At 68.9% G+C, this 19,881-nt stretch carries 20 protein-coding genes; 10 read left to right on the forward strand and 10 right to left on the reverse strand.

Annotation, left to right across the window (positions count from 1 at the left end; translation table 11 throughout):
- Nucleotides 1-6 precede the first annotated feature (6 nt).
- The 4 genes from DI526_RS07245 to DI526_RS07260 form a co-directional block, all read right to left on the reverse strand.
- A complete protein-coding gene (locus DI526_RS07245; RefSeq protein WP_304276006.1) occupies nucleotides 7-837 on the reverse strand; it encodes a glycosyltransferase family 2 protein in 831 nt (276 codons plus the stop codon).
- A 121-nt stretch (nucleotides 838-958) separates the two neighbouring features.
- Nucleotides 959-3,211: a TonB-dependent receptor gene (locus tag DI526_RS07250; protein WP_304276009.1), complete on the reverse strand. Its 2,253-nt coding sequence runs from the start codon at nucleotides 3,209-3,211 to the stop codon at nucleotides 959-961.
- Nucleotides 3,212-3,379: 168 nt separating this feature from the next.
- Nucleotides 3,380-4,357, reverse strand: a complete 978-nt coding sequence (locus tag DI526_RS07255) for a FecR domain-containing protein (protein WP_304276012.1) — start codon at nucleotides 4,355-4,357, stop codon at nucleotides 3,380-3,382.
- Nucleotides 4,358-4,442: 85 nt separating this feature from the next.
- On the reverse strand, nucleotides 4,443-4,970 hold the full coding sequence (locus DI526_RS07260; protein ID WP_304276015.1) for an RNA polymerase sigma factor: 528 nt from the start codon (nucleotides 4,968-4,970) through the stop codon (nucleotides 4,443-4,445).
- A 366-nt stretch (nucleotides 4,971-5,336) separates the two neighbouring features.
- On the opposite strand from DI526_RS07260, the gene DI526_RS07265 reads away from it, so the two are divergent.
- A complete protein-coding gene (locus DI526_RS07265) occupies nucleotides 5,337-6,182 on the forward strand; it encodes an aldose 1-epimerase (protein ID WP_304276017.1) in 846 nt (281 codons plus the stop codon).
- Here the strand turns inward: DI526_RS07265 and DI526_RS07270 are convergent.
- Complete coding sequence (locus tag DI526_RS07270; RefSeq protein ID WP_304276020.1) at nucleotides 6,172-7,482, reverse strand: lytic murein transglycosylase; 1,311 nt, start codon at nucleotides 7,480-7,482, stop codon at nucleotides 6,172-6,174. The genes DI526_RS07265 and DI526_RS07270 overlap by 11 nt on opposite strands.
- Nucleotides 7,483-7,684: 202 nt before the next feature.
- Between DI526_RS07270 and ykgO the strand changes: the two genes are divergently transcribed.
- Nucleotides 7,685-7,810: a type B 50S ribosomal protein L36 gene (ykgO, locus tag DI526_RS07275; protein ID WP_004616427.1), complete on the forward strand. Its 126-nt coding sequence runs from the start codon at nucleotides 7,685-7,687 to the stop codon at nucleotides 7,808-7,810.
- Entirely contained in the window at nucleotides 7,810-8,430 is a 621-nt protein-coding gene (locus DI526_RS07280; protein ID WP_304276053.1) for an HAD family phosphatase, read from the forward strand. Before ykgO ends, DI526_RS07280 begins: the two co-directional genes overlap by 1 nt.
- A gap of 1 nt (nucleotide 8,431) precedes the next feature.
- Here DI526_RS07280 and DI526_RS07285 read toward each other — a convergent pair whose 3' ends face one another.
- Entirely contained in the window at nucleotides 8,432-9,205 is a 774-nt protein-coding gene (locus tag DI526_RS07285; RefSeq protein WP_304276056.1) for a hypothetical protein, read from the reverse strand.
- Between the two features lie 134 nt (nucleotides 9,206-9,339).
- Here DI526_RS07285 and DI526_RS07290 point away from each other — a divergent pair, with 134 nt between their 5' ends.
- The 4 genes from DI526_RS07290 (at nucleotide 9,340) to DI526_RS07305 (ending at nucleotide 11,741) form a co-directional block, all read left to right on the forward strand.
- The gene (locus DI526_RS07290) at nucleotides 9,340-10,212 is read left to right on the forward strand and encodes an NAD(P)-dependent oxidoreductase (RefSeq protein WP_304276060.1); all 873 of its coding nucleotides are present in this window, start codon (nucleotides 9,340-9,342) and stop codon (nucleotides 10,210-10,212) included.
- Between the two features lie 95 nt (nucleotides 10,213-10,307).
- A complete protein-coding gene (locus DI526_RS07295) occupies nucleotides 10,308-10,577 on the forward strand; it encodes a DUF2312 domain-containing protein (protein WP_066684399.1) in 270 nt (89 codons plus the stop codon).
- A 53-nt stretch (nucleotides 10,578-10,630) separates the two neighbouring features.
- Nucleotides 10,631-10,987 (forward strand): hypothetical protein, encoded by a 357-nt coding sequence (locus tag DI526_RS07300; protein ID WP_304276064.1) that lies wholly within the window; start codon nucleotides 10,631-10,633, stop codon nucleotides 10,985-10,987.
- A 277-nt stretch (nucleotides 10,988-11,264) separates the two neighbouring features.
- Nucleotides 11,265-11,741, forward strand: coding sequence for a hypothetical protein (locus tag DI526_RS07305; RefSeq protein ID WP_304276067.1), 477 nt, complete (start codon nucleotides 11,265-11,267; stop codon nucleotides 11,739-11,741).
- A 15-nt stretch (nucleotides 11,742-11,756) separates the two neighbouring features.
- Here the strand turns inward: DI526_RS07305 and DI526_RS07310 are convergent, their stop codons facing one another.
- Both DI526_RS07310 and DI526_RS07315 read right to left on the reverse strand, forming a co-directional pair.
- Nucleotides 11,757-13,133 (reverse strand): alpha/beta hydrolase domain-containing protein, encoded by a 1,377-nt coding sequence (locus DI526_RS07310; RefSeq protein ID WP_304276070.1) that lies wholly within the window; start codon nucleotides 13,131-13,133, stop codon nucleotides 11,757-11,759.
- 195 nt (nucleotides 13,134-13,328) lie between these two features.
- Nucleotides 13,329-14,798 (reverse strand): sigma-54 dependent transcriptional regulator, encoded by a 1,470-nt coding sequence (locus DI526_RS07315; RefSeq protein ID WP_304276074.1) that lies wholly within the window; start codon nucleotides 14,796-14,798, stop codon nucleotides 13,329-13,331.
- Between the two features lie 219 nt (nucleotides 14,799-15,017).
- Here DI526_RS07315 and DI526_RS07320 point away from each other — a divergent pair, with 219 nt between their 5' ends.
- Together DI526_RS07320 and DI526_RS07325 are read left to right on the forward strand one after the other, a co-directional pair.
- Entirely contained in the window at nucleotides 15,018-16,811 is a 1,794-nt protein-coding gene (locus tag DI526_RS07320) for a M3 family oligoendopeptidase (RefSeq protein ID WP_304276077.1), read from the forward strand.
- A complete protein-coding gene (locus DI526_RS07325) occupies nucleotides 16,811-18,166 on the forward strand; it encodes an AarF/ABC1/UbiB kinase family protein (protein ID WP_304276079.1) in 1,356 nt (451 codons plus the stop codon). The genes DI526_RS07320 and DI526_RS07325 overlap by 1 nt, the downstream gene beginning before the upstream one ends.
- 45 nt (nucleotides 18,167-18,211) lie before the next feature.
- On the opposite strand, the gene DI526_RS07330 is transcribed toward DI526_RS07325, so the two are convergent.
- Both DI526_RS07330 and DI526_RS07335 read right to left on the reverse strand, forming a co-directional pair.
- On the reverse strand, nucleotides 18,212-18,808 hold the full coding sequence (locus tag DI526_RS07330) for a hypothetical protein (RefSeq protein ID WP_304276081.1): 597 nt from the start codon (nucleotides 18,806-18,808) through the stop codon (nucleotides 18,212-18,214).
- Nucleotides 18,798-19,313, reverse strand: coding sequence for an RNA polymerase sigma factor (locus DI526_RS07335; protein WP_304276083.1), 516 nt, complete (start codon nucleotides 19,311-19,313; stop codon nucleotides 18,798-18,800). The genes DI526_RS07330 and DI526_RS07335 overlap by 11 nt, the downstream gene beginning before the upstream one ends.
- A gap of 90 nt (nucleotides 19,314-19,403) precedes the next feature.
- Between DI526_RS07335 and DI526_RS07340 the strand changes: the two genes are divergently transcribed.
- The gene (locus DI526_RS07340; protein WP_304276088.1) at nucleotides 19,404-19,877 is read left to right on the forward strand and encodes a PaaI family thioesterase; all 474 of its coding nucleotides are present in this window, start codon (nucleotides 19,404-19,406) and stop codon (nucleotides 19,875-19,877) included.
- The last annotated feature ends 4 nt before the right edge of the window (nucleotides 19,878-19,881 follow it).

Genomic DNA, 19,881 nt, shown 5'->3' on the forward strand with positions numbered 1-19,881 from the left:
CGCCGCCTAGACGCCGCCGGCTTCGACGCGGCGCAGCGGCAGCGGCGCGGTGGGGGGCGCCTTGGCCATGTCCCGCGCCCTGTCTCGCAGGATTTCGCGGGCGCGCAGGTTCGACAGGATCGGATAAAGCCCCGCCATCAGCGAGATCAGGAAGCCCAGGTCGCCTTCCCGATAGCCCTTGCGCGACACGTAGCACTTGAAGAAGCGACGCACGCCCCGGAAGGCGTCGTCGGCGATCCCCTTGATCTTGCCACTGTCGGCCAGGTCCTGGGCGCGCAGGGCCGTGTAGCGCGACAGGCGGGCGAACATGTCGCCGATGTCCTCGTCGACCATGTGACGCAGCGGCTGGGTCAGGCGACCGCCATAGACGCCGTCCAGCTTGGCGCCCGGATGGACGCGCTCGGACTTCCAAGACTTCACGCCGGGACGGAACAGGCGGGCGGCCGAGGACGTGCCGAACGAGCCGCCCCAGCCGTGGCGGACCAGCTGGTCGCCGACATAGTTGTCGATCGGAATCTGGTACCAGTCGGCGGCGCCGGGGCGGGCGATAGTCTCGCGCACTTCCTCGGCGAAGGCCGGCGTCACGCCTTCGTCGGCGTCCAGCTCCAGGATCCAGTCGCCGGTGCAGCGCGCCAGGCCGGCGTGCTTGCGGGCGCCCTCGATTGGGAAGATCCCCGCAACCACCTGAGCGCCGTACTGGCGCGCGATCGCCTCGGTGCCGTCGCTGCAGCGGTCGGCGACCACCACGATCTCGTCGCAGAAGGACAAGGCCGCCAGGCAAGCGGGCAGCCGTTGTTCCTCGTTGTGAACGCAGATCAACGCGGAAAGCTTGGTCATCAGTCGAAACCTCTGATCGAGCGGCCCGCGCCCCGCGGTCGCTCTCACAGGACATGACGCCACGGGGGGAGCCGGCCCCCCGCTCACGCGCTAAGAAATGTGTAAGCTTTGCAACAAAGCCTCAGAAGTTGGCCGAGAGCGCGAGGCTCCAGGTGCGGGGCCGCTGCGGGGTGACCTGGCGCACCTGGCCGAAGCTGAACGGATTTCCGTAGGCGAAGGTGTCGCTGGAGCTGTTCCAGGGATTGCTGACGAACACCGCCGCCCGCCAGCGGTCAGTCATCACCTGGGCCGAGATCTTGCCGGTGTAGTAGCCGCCCATCGAGGGCGAGTAGCGGGGATCGAAGGTCAGGCGCGAGCGGCCGATATAGCCGGTCTCGGCGGTGAGCATGAGCGAGGCGGCGGTCGTCAGCGGGCGGTGATAGGTGACCAGGCTGCCGAAGGAGACGTCCGGCACGCCCGGCAGACTGGCCGTCTCGCCGATGCCGAAGCCCGGCTCGATCCGCCTCAGCTTGGGCTCGTTGAACAGGGCGTTGCCCGACACGGTCAGGCGGCTTGTCGCGCGCCAGGCGGCCTCGATCTCGACGCCGCGGTTGCGGCCATCGCCGATATTGGCCGTGAAGGACAGGCCGGAGCTGAAATACTGGTCCGTCTGGATATTGCGCCAATCGTCGTAGAACAGCGCCGTGCGCAGGTTCAGGCGTCCGCGGAACGGCGTCAGCGTGGCGCCGAGCTCATAGTTGCGCAGGTGGTCGGGCCTGAAGACGCGGCGGCTCTCTGGCGGGATCGCCAGGCCGCCCGAGTTGAAGCCGCCGGCGCGGTAGCCTTCCGAGGTCAGGACATAGATCATGCCCCCGCCGGACAGGTCGCGCTGCAGCGACACCTTGGGCGAGAACCCGCTGAACGTGGCCGAGCGATCGAGGTCCCGCGAGGCGCCCGGCGCGGGCGCCAGCACGTAGGACCGGGTGTGAACGGTGGTGCGGAAGCTTCGTCCGCCCAGCGCCGCCTTCCAGCCGCCGCCCAGGTCGTAGCTGGCCTCGCCATAGACCGCGTATTCGTTCAGGAGGTCCTTGCGATCCTCGTTATAGATGCTGCGGGTGACATTGGCGGTGCGGGCCCGCAGCTCGGCGTCGCCCTCTTCGATGCTGTTGCTGGTGAAGAGGCCGACCATCCACCGCAAGCGGCCGCGGTCGGGCCCCGTGTAAAGCGCGTCCTCGACGAACATGCGGACCCGCGAGGTCTCGTCATACAGGCCAAGCTCGAGGCCTTCCTCGGCGAACTGGGTCAGGGCCAGGGTGGCGTCGTAGCGGCTGGCGAACTTGTGGGCCACATAGCCGCTGACCGACTCGAAGCGTCCCCAGTCGCCTGACCCGCTGATCCGCACCGAGGTCTGGCCGAGCCGGTTGCGGTGCGTTTCGCGCACCTGGTTGGCGCGCCGCGGTCCGCCGGGGGCCAGGGTGACGTACTGGGTGTCCTTGGACGAGACGCTTTGGCCCGCCGCGCCCAGCCGCACCTCCCATTGGCCGAGCTCGGCCCGCCAGGCCGCCCGGCCGCCGCGGCGGGTGGTCTTGTCGACGTTCGACAGGCGCAGGTTCACGTCGTCCAGGTAGCCGCCGTCGACGTCGTGATAGAGCGTCGCGCGCAAGGCCGACTGTGCGCTGGTCGGCACATTGACCACGCCCTCGAAGCGATAGCTGTTCGAGCCTGACTCGGTGTCGGCCACCGTGACTCCCGCCGAGGCTGTGTAGGCGCCGATCTCCGGCGGCCGGGTGACGATGCGGTAGATGCCGCTGAGCGAGCCTGCGCCATAGAGCGCGCCCTGGGGGCCGCGCAGCACCTCGACGCGCTCGACGTCGATCAGCCGCAGGTCGGGGTCGGGCGCGTTGTAGTTGACCGGCAGGTCGTCGAGATAGGTGCCCACCGTCGACTGGGTGCGGCCGGTGAACGTGCCGTCGGACAGGCCGCGGAGCAGGATCTTGTTCCGCGCCGCGCCGAGATTGGTGGTGATGAAGCCGGCGGTCTGGCGCGACACCGAGCCGGTCTCGCCGACCCCCGTATCCTGCAGCTGCGGCGAGCCGATCACGCTGACCCCGCCGGGCAGGCTGCCCAGCCGAACGGGGCGCTTGCCGGCGGTGACGATCAGCGGCGACAGGGGGGCGACCGTCTCGATCGCGGCTGGCGCGGGCGGACGGACGGCGATCTGCGGCCGGGGCGCGGGTCTGAGCGGTGAGAAGCGGACCGTGCGCGCGTCGATGAACCCATAGCCGCAACCGCCTGGGGCGGCCACGCGATCGAGCGCGTCGCGCAGCGTGAACAGGCCGACCAGCGGGACGCCCGGTCCCTTGCAAGCCTCGACGCCGCCGAGGCTGACGCCCATGCGGACGCCGAGTTCGATCAGGGTTTCGGCGGCGGTGGCCTTGCGAATATCCAGGCGCGTTCGCGGTTCGGCGGCGGCGATCGCGCCCCGTCCGCTAAGGCCTAGTCCCAGAATACTGGCGGCGAAGAGAAGAAGGGCCCGCTTCAGAGTCGGGCCCGCCTAGGCGCGTCAATTCGAGGCGGACGGCCTTCCGCGCAGGACAATGGCATCATTGGTCGGCGTCGCCGAAAGAGGCATGAGGCTGGTCAGGCGGCGAACCATCGCCTCCTGGCCGTCCACGATTAATACGCCGGAAAACCGAAGTGTCGCGGTATTTTCGCCGTCCAGGCGAATGGGTCGCACGAAATAATGGTTCAGGTCGCTGACGATCCGGCCCAGGGGCTGGTCGCGATAGACCAGGCGGCCGGACCGCCAGCCGATCTGGTCCTCGGCCGCCACGGATCGGATGGAAACCCCGGACGCGCCCTCGACATGCTCCAGCATCTGGCCCGGATGCAACCGGATGGGATTGTCCTCGCCGTCGGTCGAGACCTCGACCAGGCCGCGCAGCACGGTGACGCTGAGCTGGCCGTCGCGGCGGCGGACGTCGAACTTGGTGCCGACAACCCGGACCGTCTCGTCGCCGGCGGTGATCAGGAACGGCCGGGCGCGGTCGTGGGCGACGTCGAACAGGGCCTGCCCCTCGTGCACGGTGACCCGGCGCGCATCCTTGTCCAGCCGGACGGAGAGGTGGGAGTCGGTGTTCATGTCGACCCGGCTGCCATCCGCCAGCTCCAGGGTCCGGCTTTCACCCTTGTCGGTGGTGTAGAGCGTGTCCGGCTGGGGCAAGAGATCGCCCCAGGGCGCGATCGCGATCGCGACGGCGGCCGCGGCGGCGGCTGCTCCAAGACCGCCCAGCCAGCGCCAGTCGATCAAGAGCGTCCGCTTCGCCGCGACGCGCCTAGGCTCGGCCAATTCCCCCCGGACGGCCGCGCCTCGCTGGAAGATTTCCTCGTCGACGGCTTGCACGGCGTCATAGGCCGCCTGCGCCCCCGGATCCGAGAGCCAGGCGTCGAACGCCAGCCAGTCGGTCTCATCGACCTCTGGCCGCTGCAGGCGGATCAGCCAATCGGCCGCCTCTTGCAGGTGCTGCGCTGACCGGCTCATCCGGCGTTGCTCCGACGAGGATCCATCATCCCCCACGGGTTAGACGTCGCCACGACGGTCCACCCTCCACTGAAAGATGCATAGATCAACGCAGGCGCCTCGTCAGCGTCTTTAGGGCCGAGCTTATGTGCTTTTCCACGGTGCTGGTGCTGATGCCCATGCGACGCGCCGTCTCTGCATGGCTGAGCCCCTCCAGCTTGTGCAGCTGGAAGGCGTGGCGGGTCTTTTCAGGAAGGTCGTCGACCGCCTCCACCAGCGCCCGCAGCCGCTGTCGCGCGTCGACCACCTGGTCGGCCGACGGCTCGTCCGCCACCTCGTGACCGGCCAGCAGGGTCGTATGGGCTTCGCGCCAGTCGTGATCCCGCGCGCCCGAGCGCTTCTGGCTGCGCAGACGGTCCAGCATCAGGTTTGAGCCGATACGGTGCAGCAGGGCGGACGGGTTGTCGATCGGGCTGTCGGGATCCATGGCCGTCAGGCGAAGATAAAGATCCTGCACCAGGTCTTCGGCCTCGGCGCGCGAGTTCAGTCGCGCCGCGAAGAAGCGCACCAGATTGGCGCGCTTTTCCGCGTAGAGGCTCAGCAGCACGGCCTTGTCCGAGCGTGTAGCGCTCAAAAGATCACCCGCATCGGCACAGCACTCTTCCCCCCAAGGCTGAGCAATATCCATCTTTTGGGCGGAAAGACGATCGTTTGTTGCAGTCGCTGACAGGGCTGTCGCAAGAATTTTCCGCCCGTCGCACGAGCGGCGAGCGCGTATCGGCGCGAAAAGCCACGCTCCACGGCGCCTTGGGCGGCGACGTCAGCGCAAACGCGGCGCGGACCGGCGAATCGTGTGGCGAAATGTCGCGTAGCTTGATTGGAAGCGAGGCGAAGCCGAGCCTGCGACGCGTCGATCCCCGGGAGGGGAGCGCTCCCATCGGGCTTGGCCGCGCAGGCGAATACTCCTACCGATGCGGCGTCGCCTTGCAGGAGCCGCCGCATGACCGCCATCGACAGGGGCCAGGCCCATCTGAGCTTCGCGCCCGAGGTGGGCGGCGCCGTGACCGGCTTCACGGTCGACGGCCGCGACGTGCTGCGGCCCGCCGCGCCGGGCGCTGCGGAAGCCCTGTTGACGGCGAGCTTCCCGCTGGCGCCGTTCTGCAATCGGATCCCGCAGGGCCGGTTCGTGTTCGAGGGGCGCGAGGTCGTGCTGCCGCCAAATCTTGAGGGGCATCCGCACGCGCTGCATGGCCAGGGCTGGCGCTCGGCCTGGACCGCGGAGCGCGCCGCCGACGGCGAGGCGCTGTTGTCCTATGAGCACGCGCCCGACGCCTGGCCCTGGGCCTATCGCGCCGAGCAGCGCTTCAAGCTGATGGACGCGGGGTTCCGCGTCGAGCTGACGATCATCAACACCGGCGAGACGGCGATGCCGGCGGGGCTGGGCTTCCATCCCTACTTCCCGCGCCGCCCGGGCGAGACCCTGACCGCCGCCAATGACGGGGTCTGGCTGATCGACACCGAGGTCCTGCCGACGATCCACCACCCGGGTCCGTGGGAGGCCGACTGGGCGGCCGGGGCGCCCGTCGAGGGCCACGGCCTGATCGACCACTGCTACACCGGCTGGGACCAGAAGGCGGTGCTACGCGCGCCGGGCCAGCCGGACACGATCATCACGGCCTCGCCCGAGTGCCGCTGGCTTCATGTCTACGTCCCGCCGGGCGAGGATTTCCTGTGCGTCGAGCCCTGCGCCAGCCGTCCCAACCCGTTCGGCGAGGGCGACACGGGCATGGTCGTCCTCCAGCCCGGCGAAAGCCGCTCGATCTGGATGCAGGTCGTTACGGGGTGATCCCCGCCTGGGCCTTCAGCCGGGCGACCATATCGCTGGACAGATAACCGTCGGCCGGCAGTTGCTGGCTCTGCTGCCAGGCGCGCAGGGCCTTGCGCGTGCCCGCTCCGATCACGCCGTCGGCGGGGCCGGGATTGAAGCCGACCCGGGCGAGGGCGATCTGGGCGGCCATGCGGTCCGACAGCGACAGCGCCGTTTCCTGCGGCCAGGCGGTGACCAAGGGGCCGCCGCCGGCGAAACGATCGGCCAGCAGGCCGATGCCCAGGGCGTAGGACGTCGAGTTGTTGTAGGTCCGGATCGCGAAGTGGTTCGGCAGGACCAGGAACGCCGGGCCGGCCGCGCCGGCGGGCAGGATAAGGCCCGCGGGCTGGGCGGCGTCCGTCTCCGTCCAGGGCAGGCCGTCGGCCCGGCGCACGCCCTTGGCCTCCCACCACGCGGGAATCTCGCGCGGACCCTCGGCCAGGCCGTAGTCGAAGCCTGCCGGCAGAATCACTTCCTTGGCCCAGCCGACCCCCGGCTTCCAGCCGCCCTTCACGAGCAGATTGGCGGCCGAGGCCAGGGAATCGGCGTCCGAGCCCCAGATGTCGCGCTTGCCGTCGCCGTCGAAATCGACCGCCGTGGCGCGATAGCTGCTGGGCAGGAACTGGGTCTGGCCCATGGCCCCGGCCCACGAGCCCTTCAGCTGCTCACGGGTGACCTCGCCCGAATCGATGATCTTCAGCGCGGCGATCAGCTCGCCCTCGGCCCAGGCGCGTCGGCGGCCGTCGGCCGCCAGGCTGGCCATCGAGCGGACGACGTCGAAGCGGCCCTGCAGCTGCCCGAACGCCGATTCCATGGCCCAGACGGCCATCAGGATGTCGCGCGGCACGCCATAGCGCGTCTCGATCTGCGGCAGGAAAGCCAGCTGATCGCGCTTGGCGCGGCCGATGGCGATGCGGTCGTCGCTGACCACCCCGGCGATGTAGGCGCCGACCGGCTTTGAGAATTCCGGCTGGCGGCCATCCAGGCTGATGACCTTCGGATCGGGCGTCAGGCCCGAGAGCTCGCGGTCCAGCAGGGCCGGCGAAAGCCCGGCGGCCAGGGCGCGCGGCCGGAAGTCCGCCAGCCAGGCGTCAAACGCCTGGGTCTCGGCGTCGACCGGCGTGGCCGGAACGGCGGCGGGAGCGGGGGCGGGTGTCTGCGGCGTCTGCGGTTTCGGCGCCGGCGCGGGCGCCGGGGCGGGGGTCATCTGCGGGTGCGTGACGGTTTCCGCGCAGCCGGCGAGGAACAGGACAAGGAAGACGCGACGATCAAGAGCCATGTGGGGAAGCTACCGGCGTTCGAACAAAAGCTTCAACCACAAGCGCGCCGCCCGGGGTAAGTTCCCTCAAACGCGCGTCGGAGCCTTGGAGCGCATTGACTCAAGCGCCCGCCGCACTTATACGCACCGCCTCCGAAACACCCGGATGTTCCGGCCGCTCTCTTGGCGCGCCCGAACCTCTCCGCTGAGTACAGAGACGGTCATGAAGGTTCGCAGCTCGCTGAAGTCGCTGAAGGGTCGCCACCGCGACTGCAAGATGGTCCGCCGCAAGGGCGTCATCTACATCATCAACAAGACCGACCCGCGCTTCAAGGCCAAGCAAGGCTGATGACGGCGTCCGTGCGTCCCAGGGCCGTTCTCTGGGATGTCGGCAATGTCATCGTGCGCTGGGATCCCCGCGCACTCTACGCGAAGATCTTCAAGGAACCGGCCGATCTCGACCGGTTCCTTTCGCATGTCTGCACCCTGGACTGGCATGGCGCGCATGACCTGGGCGTCGCCTTCGCCGAGAACGCCGCGCCGCTGATCGCGCGCTTCCCCGAGCACGCGGCCGAGATCCGCGCCTGGGACGAACGCTTCGACGAGATGCTGTCGGGGCCGATCCCCGAGACCGTCGCCGTGATCGATGCGCTGGCCGCTCGCGACGTGCCGCAGTTCGCCTTGACCAACATGCCGCAAAGCAAGTGGCCTGGCGTCCAGGCGATCTCGCCCGCCCATTTCAGCCTGTTCCGCGACGCGATCGTCTCGGGCGACGAGGGCGTGATCAAGCCCCACCGCCGGATCTACGAGATCGTGCTGGCGCGGACCGGGCTCGCGGCGGGCGACCTGCTGTTCATCGACGACAGCGCCGCCAACATCGCCGCCGCCGACGCCCTGGGCTTTCACACCCATCACTTCACCGACCCCGCGCGGCTGCGCGGCGCGGTCGAGGCGCACGGCCTCCTCTGAGTCACCAGCCGAGGTCGCAGTCGCCGTGGGGGCTGTCGATGTTCCCGGCGAAGATCTCCAGGTCGCGCACGAACAGCGACGTGCACCATTCCAGCCGATTGACCGGGCCCGGCCCGTAGAAGTCGACCCGCCGAAAGCCGGCCGCGTTCAGCTGCCGGAAGGCGCCGTTGTATTGCCAGCGGTCGCTGTTGTCGAAGACGATGATCCCGTCCGGCTTGACGTACTGGGCGGCCAGCCAGGCCGACAGCGCGCGGGCCATGCCGTCGACGATCACCACGTCGAAGCTCTGCGGCTCGTACTCGGTGATCTCGGTGGCGTAGGCGACGAACTCCGGGTTCATCAGGCCGTGCATGACGTTGTGGCCCTCGTCGTGCGACAGCGGCAGCTCCGGCGGATCGGCGAAGAACGGCGCGACGGCGGCCTGGCGCGCCTCCGAGCAGGCCTCTTCCCGAACCCGGGTGACGACCTTGAGGTTGGCCGGGGCGTTCTCGGCCACGCGGGCGGCCCATCCGGCGTCGTGCTCGACGCTGATCACCTCGGCCGCGTGCGAGGCCCACCACAGCGACGAGCCGCCGCAACCATATTCGAACACCCGCGCGCCGGGCTTTACGATCCGCTCCAGCTGGCGGAAGGCCGGATAGGTGATCCAGGGGACTGGACCGGCCTTGTTGCGAGGAACGCCATCGAGGCTTTCGAACCAGCCCCGCTTTTCCAGGTACAGCTGAGCGAACTGATAGATCAGCGTGTTGATCCTGGCGTTTTCAGTGATGTGCATCCGAGCCTCGCTCCCAAGGCGAAGCTTAGGTGATTCAGATATCGGCGTTCTGCGACATTGTGGCGCAGAGCCGTGTGGCGTGGGCGGCAAAGAGCGCCTATGTGCGCGGCGGATACTTGCTCGGAGCAAACCGCATGAACGTCTCGATGATCGGGCTCGGCGCCATGGGCGCAGCCATGGTCCGCAACCTGCTGGCCAAGGGCGTGACGGTGACCGTGTGGAACCGCTCCCGTGCGATCGTCGACGACCTCGTCGTCGAGGGCGCCAAGCCGGCCGCCAGCGCCGACGAGGCCTTCGAGGCCGACATCGTGCTGTCCATGCTGGCCCATGACCAGGCGGTGAAGGACGTGCTGCTCGACAGCGGCGTCCTGGCGCGGGCGCGCAAGGGCGTGGTCCACGTCAACCTCGCCACCATCTCCGCCGCCCTGGCCGGCGAACTCGCCGCCCTCCACGCCGAGCTTGGCCTCGGCTATGTCGCCGCGCCCGTCTTCGGCCGCCCGCCCGTGGCGCAGGCCGGTGGCCTGAACGTCCTGGCCGCCGGGGCGCCAGACGCCGTCGCGACCGCCATGCCGGTGCTGGAGATGCTGGCCGCCAAGGTCTGGCCGCTGGGCGAGGACCCGGTCCGGGCCAATGCGCTGAAGCTGGCCGGCAACTTCATGATCGTGTCGGCCATCGAGTCGATGGGCGAGGCCGTGGCGCTGGGCGAGGCCTATGGCGTGCCCGCGCCCGAACTGCTGGACATGCTGGGCAGCACCCTGTTCGCCGCGCCGATCTACAAGATCTACGGCGGCATGATCGCCGAGCGCCGCTACAGCCCGCCCGGTTTCGCCGCGGAGCTGGGCCTGAAGGACGTGCGCCTGGTGCTCGACGCCGCCGAGGCCAAGGGCTTGTCCATGCCTCAGGCCGATCTGGCCGAGGCCAGCCTGGAGATGCTGCTGCAGGGCGAGGGGGCCAAGGACCTGGACCTGGCGGCCCTGGCCGAGATCGCCAGGGCGCGAGTCGAATGAAGCCCGTGGACGGCCGCTGAATCGCGCTTCCCAGCGGGGCGGCTTCGAACTAGGTTCCGCGCCTCCGATTTTCAGCCTTTCCGCGAGACCGCCCCATGGCCGACGACGCCATTCCCCACGCCGACGTCCTGAACTCCACCGCCCAGAACCAGCTGAAGTCGATCATCGAGCGCGTCGAGCGTCTCGAGGTCGAGAAGACCGAGATCATGGAGCAGATGAAGGAGGTCTACGCCGAGGCCAAGGGCAACGGCTTCGACGTGAAGATCCTCAAGAAGGTCGTCCGCCTGCGCAAGCAGGACCGCGCCAAGCGCCAGGAAGAGGATGCGATCCTGGACCTCTATCTGTCGGCGATCGGAGAGATCTAAGTTCGCTGTTTTTCAGGGTGCGTCGGCGCGCGGCGTGGGGATAGTCTTCCGCCATGCGCGCCAAGCCGCCCAATCCCAAGGAACAAGCCAAGCGGGCCGCGCTGAACGCCCTCAAGCGCGCCCGCCGCGCGGCCGAGAAGTCGGGCGTCGCGCTGTCCGAATGGGAGGGCGAGTTCCTGACCAGCGTCGCCGAGCGCGTCGAGACCTACGGGCGGGCCTTCGCCGACCCCGAGAAGGGCGCGCGCGGCCAGGCCCTGTCGGGCAACCAGGCGATCAAGCTCAAGGAAATCGCCGCCAAGGCCAAGGGCGAGAAGGCCGCCAAGGGCGCGCGGACCCCCATGCGCCGCGGGGGCGGCTTCGGGCGGGGACCCGCGCGACAGGCCGCCGCGGTCCACGAGGACGAGGAATAGCCAGCCCTCTCGTGGCGCGACCCGGATGGCGAGTGGCGAAATAGCCGCCGCTACCCTGAATGAGTCTCGATTTGAGCCAGAACCGGCCGGTTATCCCCAGCGCATTAAGGTCTTCGTAACCATACGGGTCGAAAATGCGAACGATTGTAAAGGCTTGAAGTCTTAATGGACGTGGGGTTCCGGGTCGCGTGCTTACGATGGCCCGCCCTCGATGCGCGCGGATCTCAGGATCTAGCTCGGCGCCGAGCGAACCCTGCCATTCAGTGGATTAGGGACGATGGCGACGACCTACCAGATGCTGCTGCGCCGCAAGACGGAGCTGGAAAACCGGATGATCGAGGCGCAGCGACGCGCCCAAGCGCCGTTCGAGAGCGAACTGCGCGCAATCGTCCTGGCGCTCGACGCCCTCAAGCAGGCGGGCATGGCCGAGCGCCTGTCCTCGGGCGACCCGACCGCCGCCGCGCCCGCGCCTAGCCGCCGAGGCCGTCGCGGCCGCACCACCCGCGACATGATCCTGATGGCCCTCGGCCAATCGCCGGGCCTCAATGAAGCCGAGATCGCCCGCCAGCTCGACCATCGCTGGAGCCGCCCGGTGACGCCGACGGCGGTCGGCCGAGAACTTCAGGCGCTGGCGGCCGAGGGGCTGACGCGCCGCGCGGGCTCGGGCTGGATCCGCCTGGACCTGACCGCCGCCGAAGCGGTCCGACCCGAACCGGAAGAGGAAGAGCGCCTGAGCATGGCGGCGGGGCTTTAGGCGCTGAGCCAGCGGTCACCAGGACGCCTCATCGGCGGCCCGTTGGATCAGCTCGCCGTCTTGAGACGAGATGAAACCGGCCGCGACGTTCTCACGGATGGAGTGTTCGACCGCGCGCCGATAGGCTTCGGCGGTCGGGTAAAGGGCTCGCAGCCTGGCTAGCGAGAAGGGTTGATAATAGCCCTGCGCCCCGCAGGCCGCGACTCCGCCGTTCTTTCCGACATTGAGGCCGACCGGCGCAGAGACATCCGGGAGCCTGACACCTCCTAAGGCGAGGCCTAGGGCGTTCCTTTCGAGATGGCCCTCGCGGTCCATTTGTCGGGCAAGGCGTGGCGCGCTCGGAGGCGGCGGACCTCCCTGAGACCAGATGACGAGCCGGTCCAGCCCGGCGCCTTCGACCATGTAGGCCGAGGTCGCAGTCCCGATCGCGGCGATCTCGCATTTCGGCGCGATCGCCGCCTGAACGGAGGTTCCGAGATCGCGGAGCTGAACGGGTTCTCGCGCTGCGCGCAGATGGCGGTCCACGTGAGAAGTCCCCGCGATCTCCCATTGGCGGAAGCGCACGGAGTCATTGGGTTGGTTCTCGGCATCGGGCCCGGCGGCGTCGCCCTCGGCGACGATGCGCAGGACGGGCGCCGGCGTCGCGGGATCTATCTTGGCGCTGGTCGCCGAGACCAGGAGAAAGCCGTCGATCGTTCTGGCGTGGGCGAGGCCGCCATTGATGTATGTGGCGAGCCAGTTCGCGGCTTGGGATTGGCCGGCGGCTATCACGGCCCTTGGCTGTAAGCCGCTCGGCTCGCCGCGCCGGAGCTCGGCGGCGATCTGTCTGAATATATCCAGCGACAGGGGCTCCTGGGCCATTGCGCCGCCGTTCTCGATGCGCAGGTCGCCGTAACGCGCTGGGCTCCAAACGCGGAGGGCCTCGACCCCGCCAAAGCCCTGAGCCGAGACGCCGACCCAGGCATAGCCCGCCTCGACCAGATGATCTTGCAAGGCCAGCCAGACGTTATCGGCGTCGAATCCGTTCGAGGCGTTCAGCCACTCGATGACGATGACGCCGTTGAAGTGTTCCGGGCGCTCGGGTCGGCGGACAAGCACCCGTGTCTTAAATCGCTTCGCGAGGCCGCTCGGGAGCGCGCGTTCGCCGGGCACCGCCCCATACGCTGACGAAAGCGGCGTTGCCTGGCCTGAAACCAGGAACTCCTGCTCTACATAGCCTTCGAAGGCTAGGTCACGGTTGGCGGCGAAGAAGGGGTAGAGCCGCCCCGGGCTTCCTGGTGGTTCCTGGGCTTCGACCAACGTCCAGGTCAGGTCTTGAGCGCGCGCGCCTCCGCCGGTGGAGCTGGCGAGAGCCATGAAGGCGAGGAGCGCGGCTCGGAGCAGTGAACGCATGCGTTCATGGGCCAGGATTCCTGGCCGCCAGCAAGCCGGCTGGCGTCTGACTTACCGCCGCGGCAGCTTCCCCGCCGGCCGCACGGGCTTCAGTAAGTTCTTCAGCCGCTGCTCCCGCGAGACGGGACGGAACATCATCAGGGGGACGGGCGCGCGGCCCGGCGGCGTCTGGGCGGTGTCGGTGGGGCGCATGGCTCAGCCGGCTTCCTTCAGGTCGACCTCGATGCCCTGCTCGCGGACCTTGCGATAGAGGGTCGAGCGGCCGATGCCGAGGCGGCGGGCCACCTCGCTCATGTGACCCGCATAGACGTCGATGGCGTGTTGGATCAGGTCGCGCTCGATCTCTTCCAGGGTCCGCAGGTGGCCGCGGTCGTCGAGGATGCGCACGGGCGCCTCGGCCGCAGGGGCGGCCATGGCCGCGTGAGCCGCCTGCAGCATGGCGGCCGCGGTCGGCGGCGGCGACACGGCGGCGACGGTCTCGATCGGCGCGGCCTGGCCGGAGATGGCCGGGAAGTCGTAGGGCTGCAGATAGGGCGCGTCGGCCAGGACGATGGCGCGATAGACGGCGTTCTCCAGCTGGCGGACGTTGCCGGGCCAGTCGAAGGCGGTCAGCAGCTGCAGCGTCTCGGGCGCGGCGCCGATGACGCGCTTGCCTTCCTCGACGTTGAAGCGGCGGATGAAGGCCTCGACCAGGGCCGGGATGTCCTCGCGACGCTCGCGCAGGGACGGGGCCTCGATCGGGAAGACGTTCAGGCGGTAGTAGAGGTCTTCGCGGAAGCGCCCGGCCGAGACGGCCTGGGCCAGGTCGCGGTTGGTCGCCGAGACGATCCGGACGTCGACCTTGACCGACCGCTTGGAGCCGATCGGGTCGATCTCGCCCTCCTGCAGGGCGCGCAGCAGCTTGACCTGCATGTCCAGCGGCAGCTCGCCGACCTCGTCGAGGAACAGGGTGCCGCCGTCGGCTTCCTTGAACTTGCCCAGGTGCTTGTCGGTGGCACCGGTGAACGAGCCCTTCTCGTGGCCGAACAGGATCGACTCCACGAGGTTCTCGGGGATGGCGCCGCAATTGACGGCCACGAACGGCTTGCCGGCGCGCTCGGAGCTGCCATGCACCGCGCGGGCGATCAGCTCCTTGCCGACGCCGCTTTCGCCCGTGATCAGCACGGGGATGGCGCTCTTGGCCGCGCGCTCGCCCATGCGCTTGACGAGGGTCATGGCCGGCGAGGCCCCGATCAGGTCCGAGAAGGTGGTCTTGCCGACCGCGCGCTTGGTCAGGCGCTCGACCTCGCCCTTCAGCTCGCCCATCGACAGGACGTTGCGGATCGAGACGGTGATGCGTTCCGGGCTGGCCGGCTTGATGAAGAAGTCGCTGGCCCCGGCCTGCATGGCCTTGACCACGGTGTCGACGCCGCCGCTGGCGGTGAGCACGATGACGGGCTGGGTGAAGCCGCGCGCGCGCATCTCCTTCAGCGCGTCCTGGCCCGACAGGCCGGGCATGACGAGATCGAGCAGGATGACGTCGGCCGGGGCGCCCGAAGCCAGGTGGGCCATGGCCGCGTCGCCGCCGTCGGCGTGCGAGACAGCGAAACCTTCGCGCTCGAGCACCGCCTGGATTAATCGCCGTTGGGTCGGGTCGTCATCGACGACCAGCACCGTTTTGGTCATGGGGCACATCCACCTGAACCGGCCACGCCCACGTGGAGCGAGGCTCTTGTTGGTTCAGAGTGATACACTTGCGGGGTAAACAGCGGCTTTCGGAGAGGTGTCCTGAACCTTAAGGTTTAGGCTTAACAGGATGTTACGCGGGTAGCGGGCGTTGGCCGTGACGCCGAGTGGGATGTGACGCATTGCGCGGGCGGGGGGCGGAGGCCTATCTGCTGAGCCATGAACGCGCCCTTCAAGCCCGACACCCCGCCCGAATGGAACCTGGCCGACCTCTATATCGGCCGCGACGATCCCCGCATCGAAACGGACCTCTCCGCCGCCAAGGCCGCCAATGACGAGCTGGCCTCGCTGGAGGGCCTGTTCCTGGAGGCCCGCAAGGAGCCCCAGCGCCTGGGCGTGCTGCTGGATCGCGGCGTCACGCTGTACGAGCAGGCGACCAACGGCCTGTGGGGCGTCGGCGCCTACGCCGCCCTCGCGGCGTCCGTCGCGCGGGACGATCCGGCCTGGGCCAAGTTCGAGGCCGACCTGCGGGCCCGCTCGTCCCAGATCGCCGCCGAAAGCCTGTTCTTCACGCTGGAACTGAACCAGCTGGAGGACGGCGAGATCGCCAAGGCGCTGGAGGCCCATCGCGAGGCCGCGCGCTGGGCGCCGTGGCTGCGCCGCGTGCGCCTGTCGCGTCCGCACGAGCTGTCGCCGGAGCTGGAGCGCTTCATCGTCGACAAGGCCCCGGCCGTCGCCAACTGGGTGCGGCTGTGGGACGAGACCCTGGCCAAGCTGACGGCGAATGTCGGCGATGAGAGCCTGACCCTGGCCGAGGCGCTGAATCGTCTTTCGGACCCGGACGTCGCGCGTCGCAGGGCGGCGGCCGACGGTCTCTCCAAGGCGCTGGAAGAGCGGGTCTCGACCCAGGCGCTGGTGCTCAACACCCTGGCCTTCGAAAAGCAGGTCGAGGACCGCTGGCGTCGCTACGACACGCCCGCCCAGTCGCGTCACCTCGCCAACGAGGTCGACGGCGACGCGGTCGACGCGCTGGAGCAGGCGGTGGTCGAGGCCTATCCCCGCCTGTCGCACCGCTATTACGCCCTGAAGGCCAAGGTCATGGGACTGCCGGCGCTGGACTACTGGGATCGCAACGCGCCCCTGACCGCCGCGGCGCCGCGCCCCTACGCCTGGGACGAGGCCAAGGGCATGGTGCTGGAGAGCTTCCAGGACCTGGCGCCCCAGTTCGCGGACGCGGCCCGCGTGTTCTTCGATAAGCCCTGGATCGACGCCAAGCCCCGGCCGGGCAAACAGTCGGGCGCCTTCGCCCATCCCGTGACCGCCGACCGCCACCCGTTCGTGTTCATGAACTACATGGGCGAGCGGCGCGACGTGCTGACCCTGGCTCACGAGCTGGGACACGCCGTGCACCAGACCCTGTGCCAGCCGCTGGGCACCCTGCTGGCCGACACGCCCCTGACCCTGGCCGAGACGGCCTCGATCTTCGGCGAGGGCCTGGTGTTCGACCGCCTGCTGGCCGAGGCCTCTCCCGAGGACCGCAAGGGCCTGCTGGCTGGCAAGATCGAGGACGGCCTCAACACCGTCGTCCGCCAAATCGCCTTCCACCGCTTCGAGCGCCGTTTCCACGAGGCGCGGCTGGAGGGCGAGCTGTCGCCTGACCAGATCGGCGCGCTGTGGCTGGATGTCATGGGTGAAAGTCTTGGCCCGGCCGTGAAGCTGAATGCCGGCTACGAGCATTATTGGGCCTATGTCAGCCACTTCTGCCACGCGCCGTTCTACGTCTACGCCTACGCATTCGGGGACCTGCTGGTGCGCGGCCTGATGGAGAAGCGGCGCGAGAATCCAGAAGCGTTCGCGCCGCTCTATGAGCAGCTGCTGGCGGCGGGCGGGACCAAGACCTATGTGGAGGCCCTGGCGCCGTTCGGGCTGAACCCGCGCGAGAAGGCCTTCTGGGCGGCGGGTTGCGCCCAGCTGGAGCGCCTTGTGGATGAGTTCGAAGCGTTGGTGAGCTGATGGCCGATGACGCCCGCGACCCCGAACGCGACCGCTTGACCGGGCGGTTGTCCCGCTTCGCCAAGGTCGGGGCGGGGCTGTCGGGCGCGGCGGTGTCGTATGGCGCCAACCGGATGTTCGGCGGCGACGAGGCCGACGCCCGCAACGCCAAGGCGCTGAAGGCGGCGCTGGGCGGCCTCAAGGGCCCGCTGATGAAGGCGGCGCAGATGTTCGCCACGGTGCCGGACCTCCTGCCGCCCGAGTTCGCCAAGGAGCTGGCGGAGCTGCAGACCAACGCGCCGGCCATGGGATGGCCGTTCGTGCGCCGACGGATGGCGGCCGAACTGGGCGCGGACTGGCAAGGCAAGTTCGCCAGCTTCGAACACGAGGCCGCAGCGGCCGCCTCGCTGGGCCAGGTGCACCGCACCACGACCCACGACGGTCGCGCCCTGGCCGTGAAGCTGCAGTACCCGGACATGCAGAGCGCGGTCGAAAGCGACCTAGGCCAGCTGCGCGCCCTGATCAACCTCTTCAAGCGCATGGACGGCTCGATCGACCCGTCGGAGATGATCGTCGAGATCGGCGACCGCCTGCGCGAGGAGCTGGACTACGGTCGCGAGGCCAAGCTGATGGCCCTCTACGGAAACTTTTTCGCCGGCCGCGAGGACATCCGTACGCCAACCCCCGTCACGGAGCTGTCCACGGGACGCCTGCTGTCGATGACCTGGCTGGACGGGCAGGGGCTGCTGACCTTCAAGACCGCGCCGCAAGAGGTTCGCGACCGCATCGCCGCCCTGCTGTTCGAGGCCTGGTGGAGCCCGATGACCCATCTGGGCGTCATCCACGGCGACCCGCATCTGGGCAACTACACCTTCTCCGGAGAGGGCGCGGCGCACCTGAACCTGCTGGACTTCGGCTGCATCCGTATCTTCCCGCCGAAGTTCGTGGCCGGGGTGGTGCGTCTCTATCGCGCCTTGTCCGACGACGACCGCGCCGAGCAGATGGAGGCCTATCGCACCTGGGGCTTTACGGGTCTGACCGATGAGCTGGTCGACACCCTGAACGTCTGGGCCCGCTTCATCTACGGCCCGCTGCTGGACGACCGGGTCCGCACCGTGGCCGACGACGTGCCGCCCGGCGAGTACGGCCGCCGCGAGGCCTTCAAGGTGCGCCAGGCCCTGAAGGCGGTCGGCGGCATCACCATCCCCCGCGAGTTCGTGTTCATGGATCGCGCCGCCATCGGCCTGGGCGCCGCCTTCCTGCACCTGGGGGCCCGACACAATTGGCGGCGGATGTTCGAGGCCTCCCTGGAAGGCTTCTCGGAAGAGGCGGTGGCCGCGCGGCAGGCGAGGGCGCTGGCGGCGGTGGGCCTGTAAAAATCCGACCTTCCCGGCGAATGCCGGGGAGATCGGACGCGTGGGTCACTCATACTCCCGGAGCAACCTCTCCAATCGCTGCTGTTCCGGCTTCATGACCCCGAAGTACCGCCCCGTGTTCCAGGCGACGCTCGCGCCTAGCGCGAGGCCGAAGACCATCAGCATCTGCCAGGCGTCGCGGTCGCTGGCCTTGCCGACCTCGCGCAGCTGGGTCACGCTGACCAGCATCGGCGTCAGGAACACCGGCAGCATCACCCAGAAGATCCTGACATTGGCGCGCGCGCGGCGGTTGGCGGCGAGCAGGGCCGAAAGGGTGTCGCGCATCGACGCGCTGTCCGTGGAACCTCGATGGCGTAGCAGAATGCCCATCACCAGCACCGCGCCCAGCACGACCCAGCAGACCGCCAGCATGGCCACCGAGCCCCATTCCTGCGCCAGGTTCGTCCGGCCCGTAGCGATCGCTCGGACCGCGATCGCGGTGAAGATCGACAGCGCGATCGTCGGAACGAGAAAAAGCAGCAGCTCGCCGCGACGGCGGGCCTTCAACGTCTTCATGACTTCCTCCATCAGATAGGCCCGGGCGCGGGCGTCGGGCGTATTGGCCGGCGAGCGCCAGGCGGCTTCGAGATGCTCAAACTCCATGGGCGGCTTCCTCCACGAGGCGGGCGACGCGCTGGCGGATCCGGGTCAGCCGCGCCCCGACATTGGTTTCCGAAAGGCCGTGCAGGCGGGCGATCTCGGCGTAGGCCAGGCCGTCCAGCGACAGCAGGATCAGCGACCGGTCGACCGGCGGCAGCTGGCGGATGGCGGCGTAGAGCCGCTCCAGCAAGGCGTCCTGCGGATCGGTCCCCGCGTCCCGGCTCAGCAATTCGGTCTCGACGGCCACGCCGCGCAGCCGCCGCCGCGCCTCGCCACGTCGCCAGGTGAGGGCGGCGTTGTGGGCCACGCGGTGGGCGAAGGTGCCTGCCGCGCTTTCGGCCCGAAACCGGGGCCAAGCCTTCCACAGGGCCAGCGACATCTCCTGCAGCAGGTCATGCTGGTCGGCGGGCTCTGCGAAGGCCCGCGCCGTCCGCTGCAACATCGCCAGATGCGGCGCCAGCCAGTCGGCGAAGTCTCTATCGGCGTCTCTGGCGCTGTTCCGGCCCATCGGTCCCCCGTTTCGAAGACTTAGACGCCGATCGCGGCGTCGTCCTTACGGAAGGCTTTCCTTTTTTCAAACGCTTGTTAGCGTGGCCGCATGTCCGATGATCTGACAGACGCCCAGACGGCCGCCATTCCGGAGGGCTTCTCCCAGCTGAACTGGTCGCGCGGGTTCGGGCGGCAGATCGGGCCGCTGTTCGAGCATCGCGAGGGGCCGGGGCAAGCGCGGCTGGCCTTCCGGGTCGAGGAGCACCACACCAACGGCCTGGGCAACTGCCACGGCGGCATGCTGATGAGCTTCGCCGACATGGCCTGGGGCCGGATCATCTCGCTGCAGAAATCCTACAGCTGGGTCACGGTGCGGCTGATGTGCGACTTCCTGTCGGGCGCCAAGCTGGGCGACTGGGTGGAAGGCGAGGGCGAGCTGATCGCCGAGGAGGACCTGGTCTTCACCGTGCGCGGCCGCATCTGGTCCGGCGATCGGACCCTGATCACCGGCACGGGAATCTTCAAGGCGCTGAGCCCACGCAAACCGCGTCCGGGCGAGCTGAACTACAAGGAAGGGGCTTAAAGGC

This window comes from Caulobacter segnis, from assembly GCF_003243465.1.
GTDB classification, from domain to species: domain Bacteria; phylum Pseudomonadota; class Alphaproteobacteria; order Caulobacterales; family Caulobacteraceae; genus Caulobacter; species Caulobacter segnis_A.

What these genes read in the sequence shown, in the direction of transcription:
- DI526_RS07245 (WP_304276006.1), bottom strand. Translation starts at nt 837, where the DNA reads ATGACCAAGCTTTCCGCGTTGATCTGCGTTCACAACGAGGAACAACGG.
- DI526_RS07250 (WP_304276009.1), bottom strand. Translation starts at nt 3,211, where the DNA reads ATGGGCGTCAGCCTCGGCGGCGTCGAGGCTTGCAAGGGACCGGGCGTC.
- DI526_RS07255 (WP_304276012.1), bottom strand. Translation starts at nt 4,357, where the DNA reads ATGAGCCGGTCAGCGCAGCACCTGCAAGAGGCGGCCGATTGGCTGATC.
- DI526_RS07265 (WP_304276017.1), top strand. Translation starts at nt 5,337, where the DNA reads ATGACCGCCATCGACAGGGGCCAGGCCCATCTGAGCTTCGCGCCCGAG.
- DI526_RS07270 (WP_304276020.1), bottom strand. Translation starts at nt 7,482, where the DNA reads ATGGCTCTTGATCGTCGCGTCTTCCTTGTCCTGTTCCTCGCCGGCTGC.
- ykgO (WP_004616427.1), top strand. Translation starts at nt 7,685, where the DNA reads ATGAAGGTTCGCAGCTCGCTGAAGTCGCTGAAGGGTCGCCACCGCGAC.
- DI526_RS07280 (WP_304276053.1), top strand. Translation starts at nt 7,810, where the DNA reads ATGACGGCGTCCGTGCGTCCCAGGGCCGTTCTCTGGGATGTCGGCAAT.
- DI526_RS07285 (WP_304276056.1), bottom strand. Translation starts at nt 9,205, where the DNA reads ATGCACATCACTGAAAACGCCAGGATCAACACGCTGATCTATCAGTTC.
- DI526_RS07290 (WP_304276060.1), top strand. Translation starts at nt 9,340, where the DNA reads ATGAACGTCTCGATGATCGGGCTCGGCGCCATGGGCGCAGCCATGGTC.
- DI526_RS07295 (WP_066684399.1), top strand. Translation starts at nt 10,308, where the DNA reads ATGGCCGACGACGCCATTCCCCACGCCGACGTCCTGAACTCCACCGCC.
- DI526_RS07300 (WP_304276064.1), top strand. Translation starts at nt 10,631, where the DNA reads ATGCGCGCCAAGCCGCCCAATCCCAAGGAACAAGCCAAGCGGGCCGCG.
- DI526_RS07305 (WP_304276067.1), top strand. Translation starts at nt 11,265, where the DNA reads ATGGCGACGACCTACCAGATGCTGCTGCGCCGCAAGACGGAGCTGGAA.
- DI526_RS07310 (WP_304276070.1), bottom strand. Translation starts at nt 13,133, where the DNA reads ATGCGTTCACTGCTCCGAGCCGCGCTCCTCGCCTTCATGGCTCTCGCC.
- DI526_RS07315 (WP_304276074.1), bottom strand. Translation starts at nt 14,798, where the DNA reads ATGACCAAAACGGTGCTGGTCGTCGATGACGACCCGACCCAACGGCGA.
- DI526_RS07320 (WP_304276077.1), top strand. Translation starts at nt 15,018, where the DNA reads ATGAACGCGCCCTTCAAGCCCGACACCCCGCCCGAATGGAACCTGGCC.
- DI526_RS07325 (WP_304276079.1), top strand. Translation starts at nt 16,811, where the DNA reads ATGGCCGATGACGCCCGCGACCCCGAACGCGACCGCTTGACCGGGCGG.
- DI526_RS07330 (WP_304276081.1), bottom strand. Translation starts at nt 18,808, where the DNA reads ATGGAGTTTGAGCATCTCGAAGCCGCCTGGCGCTCGCCGGCCAATACG.
- DI526_RS07335 (WP_304276083.1), bottom strand. Translation starts at nt 19,313, where the DNA reads ATGGGCCGGAACAGCGCCAGAGACGCCGATAGAGACTTCGCCGACTGG.
- DI526_RS07340 (WP_304276088.1), top strand. Translation starts at nt 19,404, where the DNA reads ATGTCCGATGATCTGACAGACGCCCAGACGGCCGCCATTCCGGAGGGC.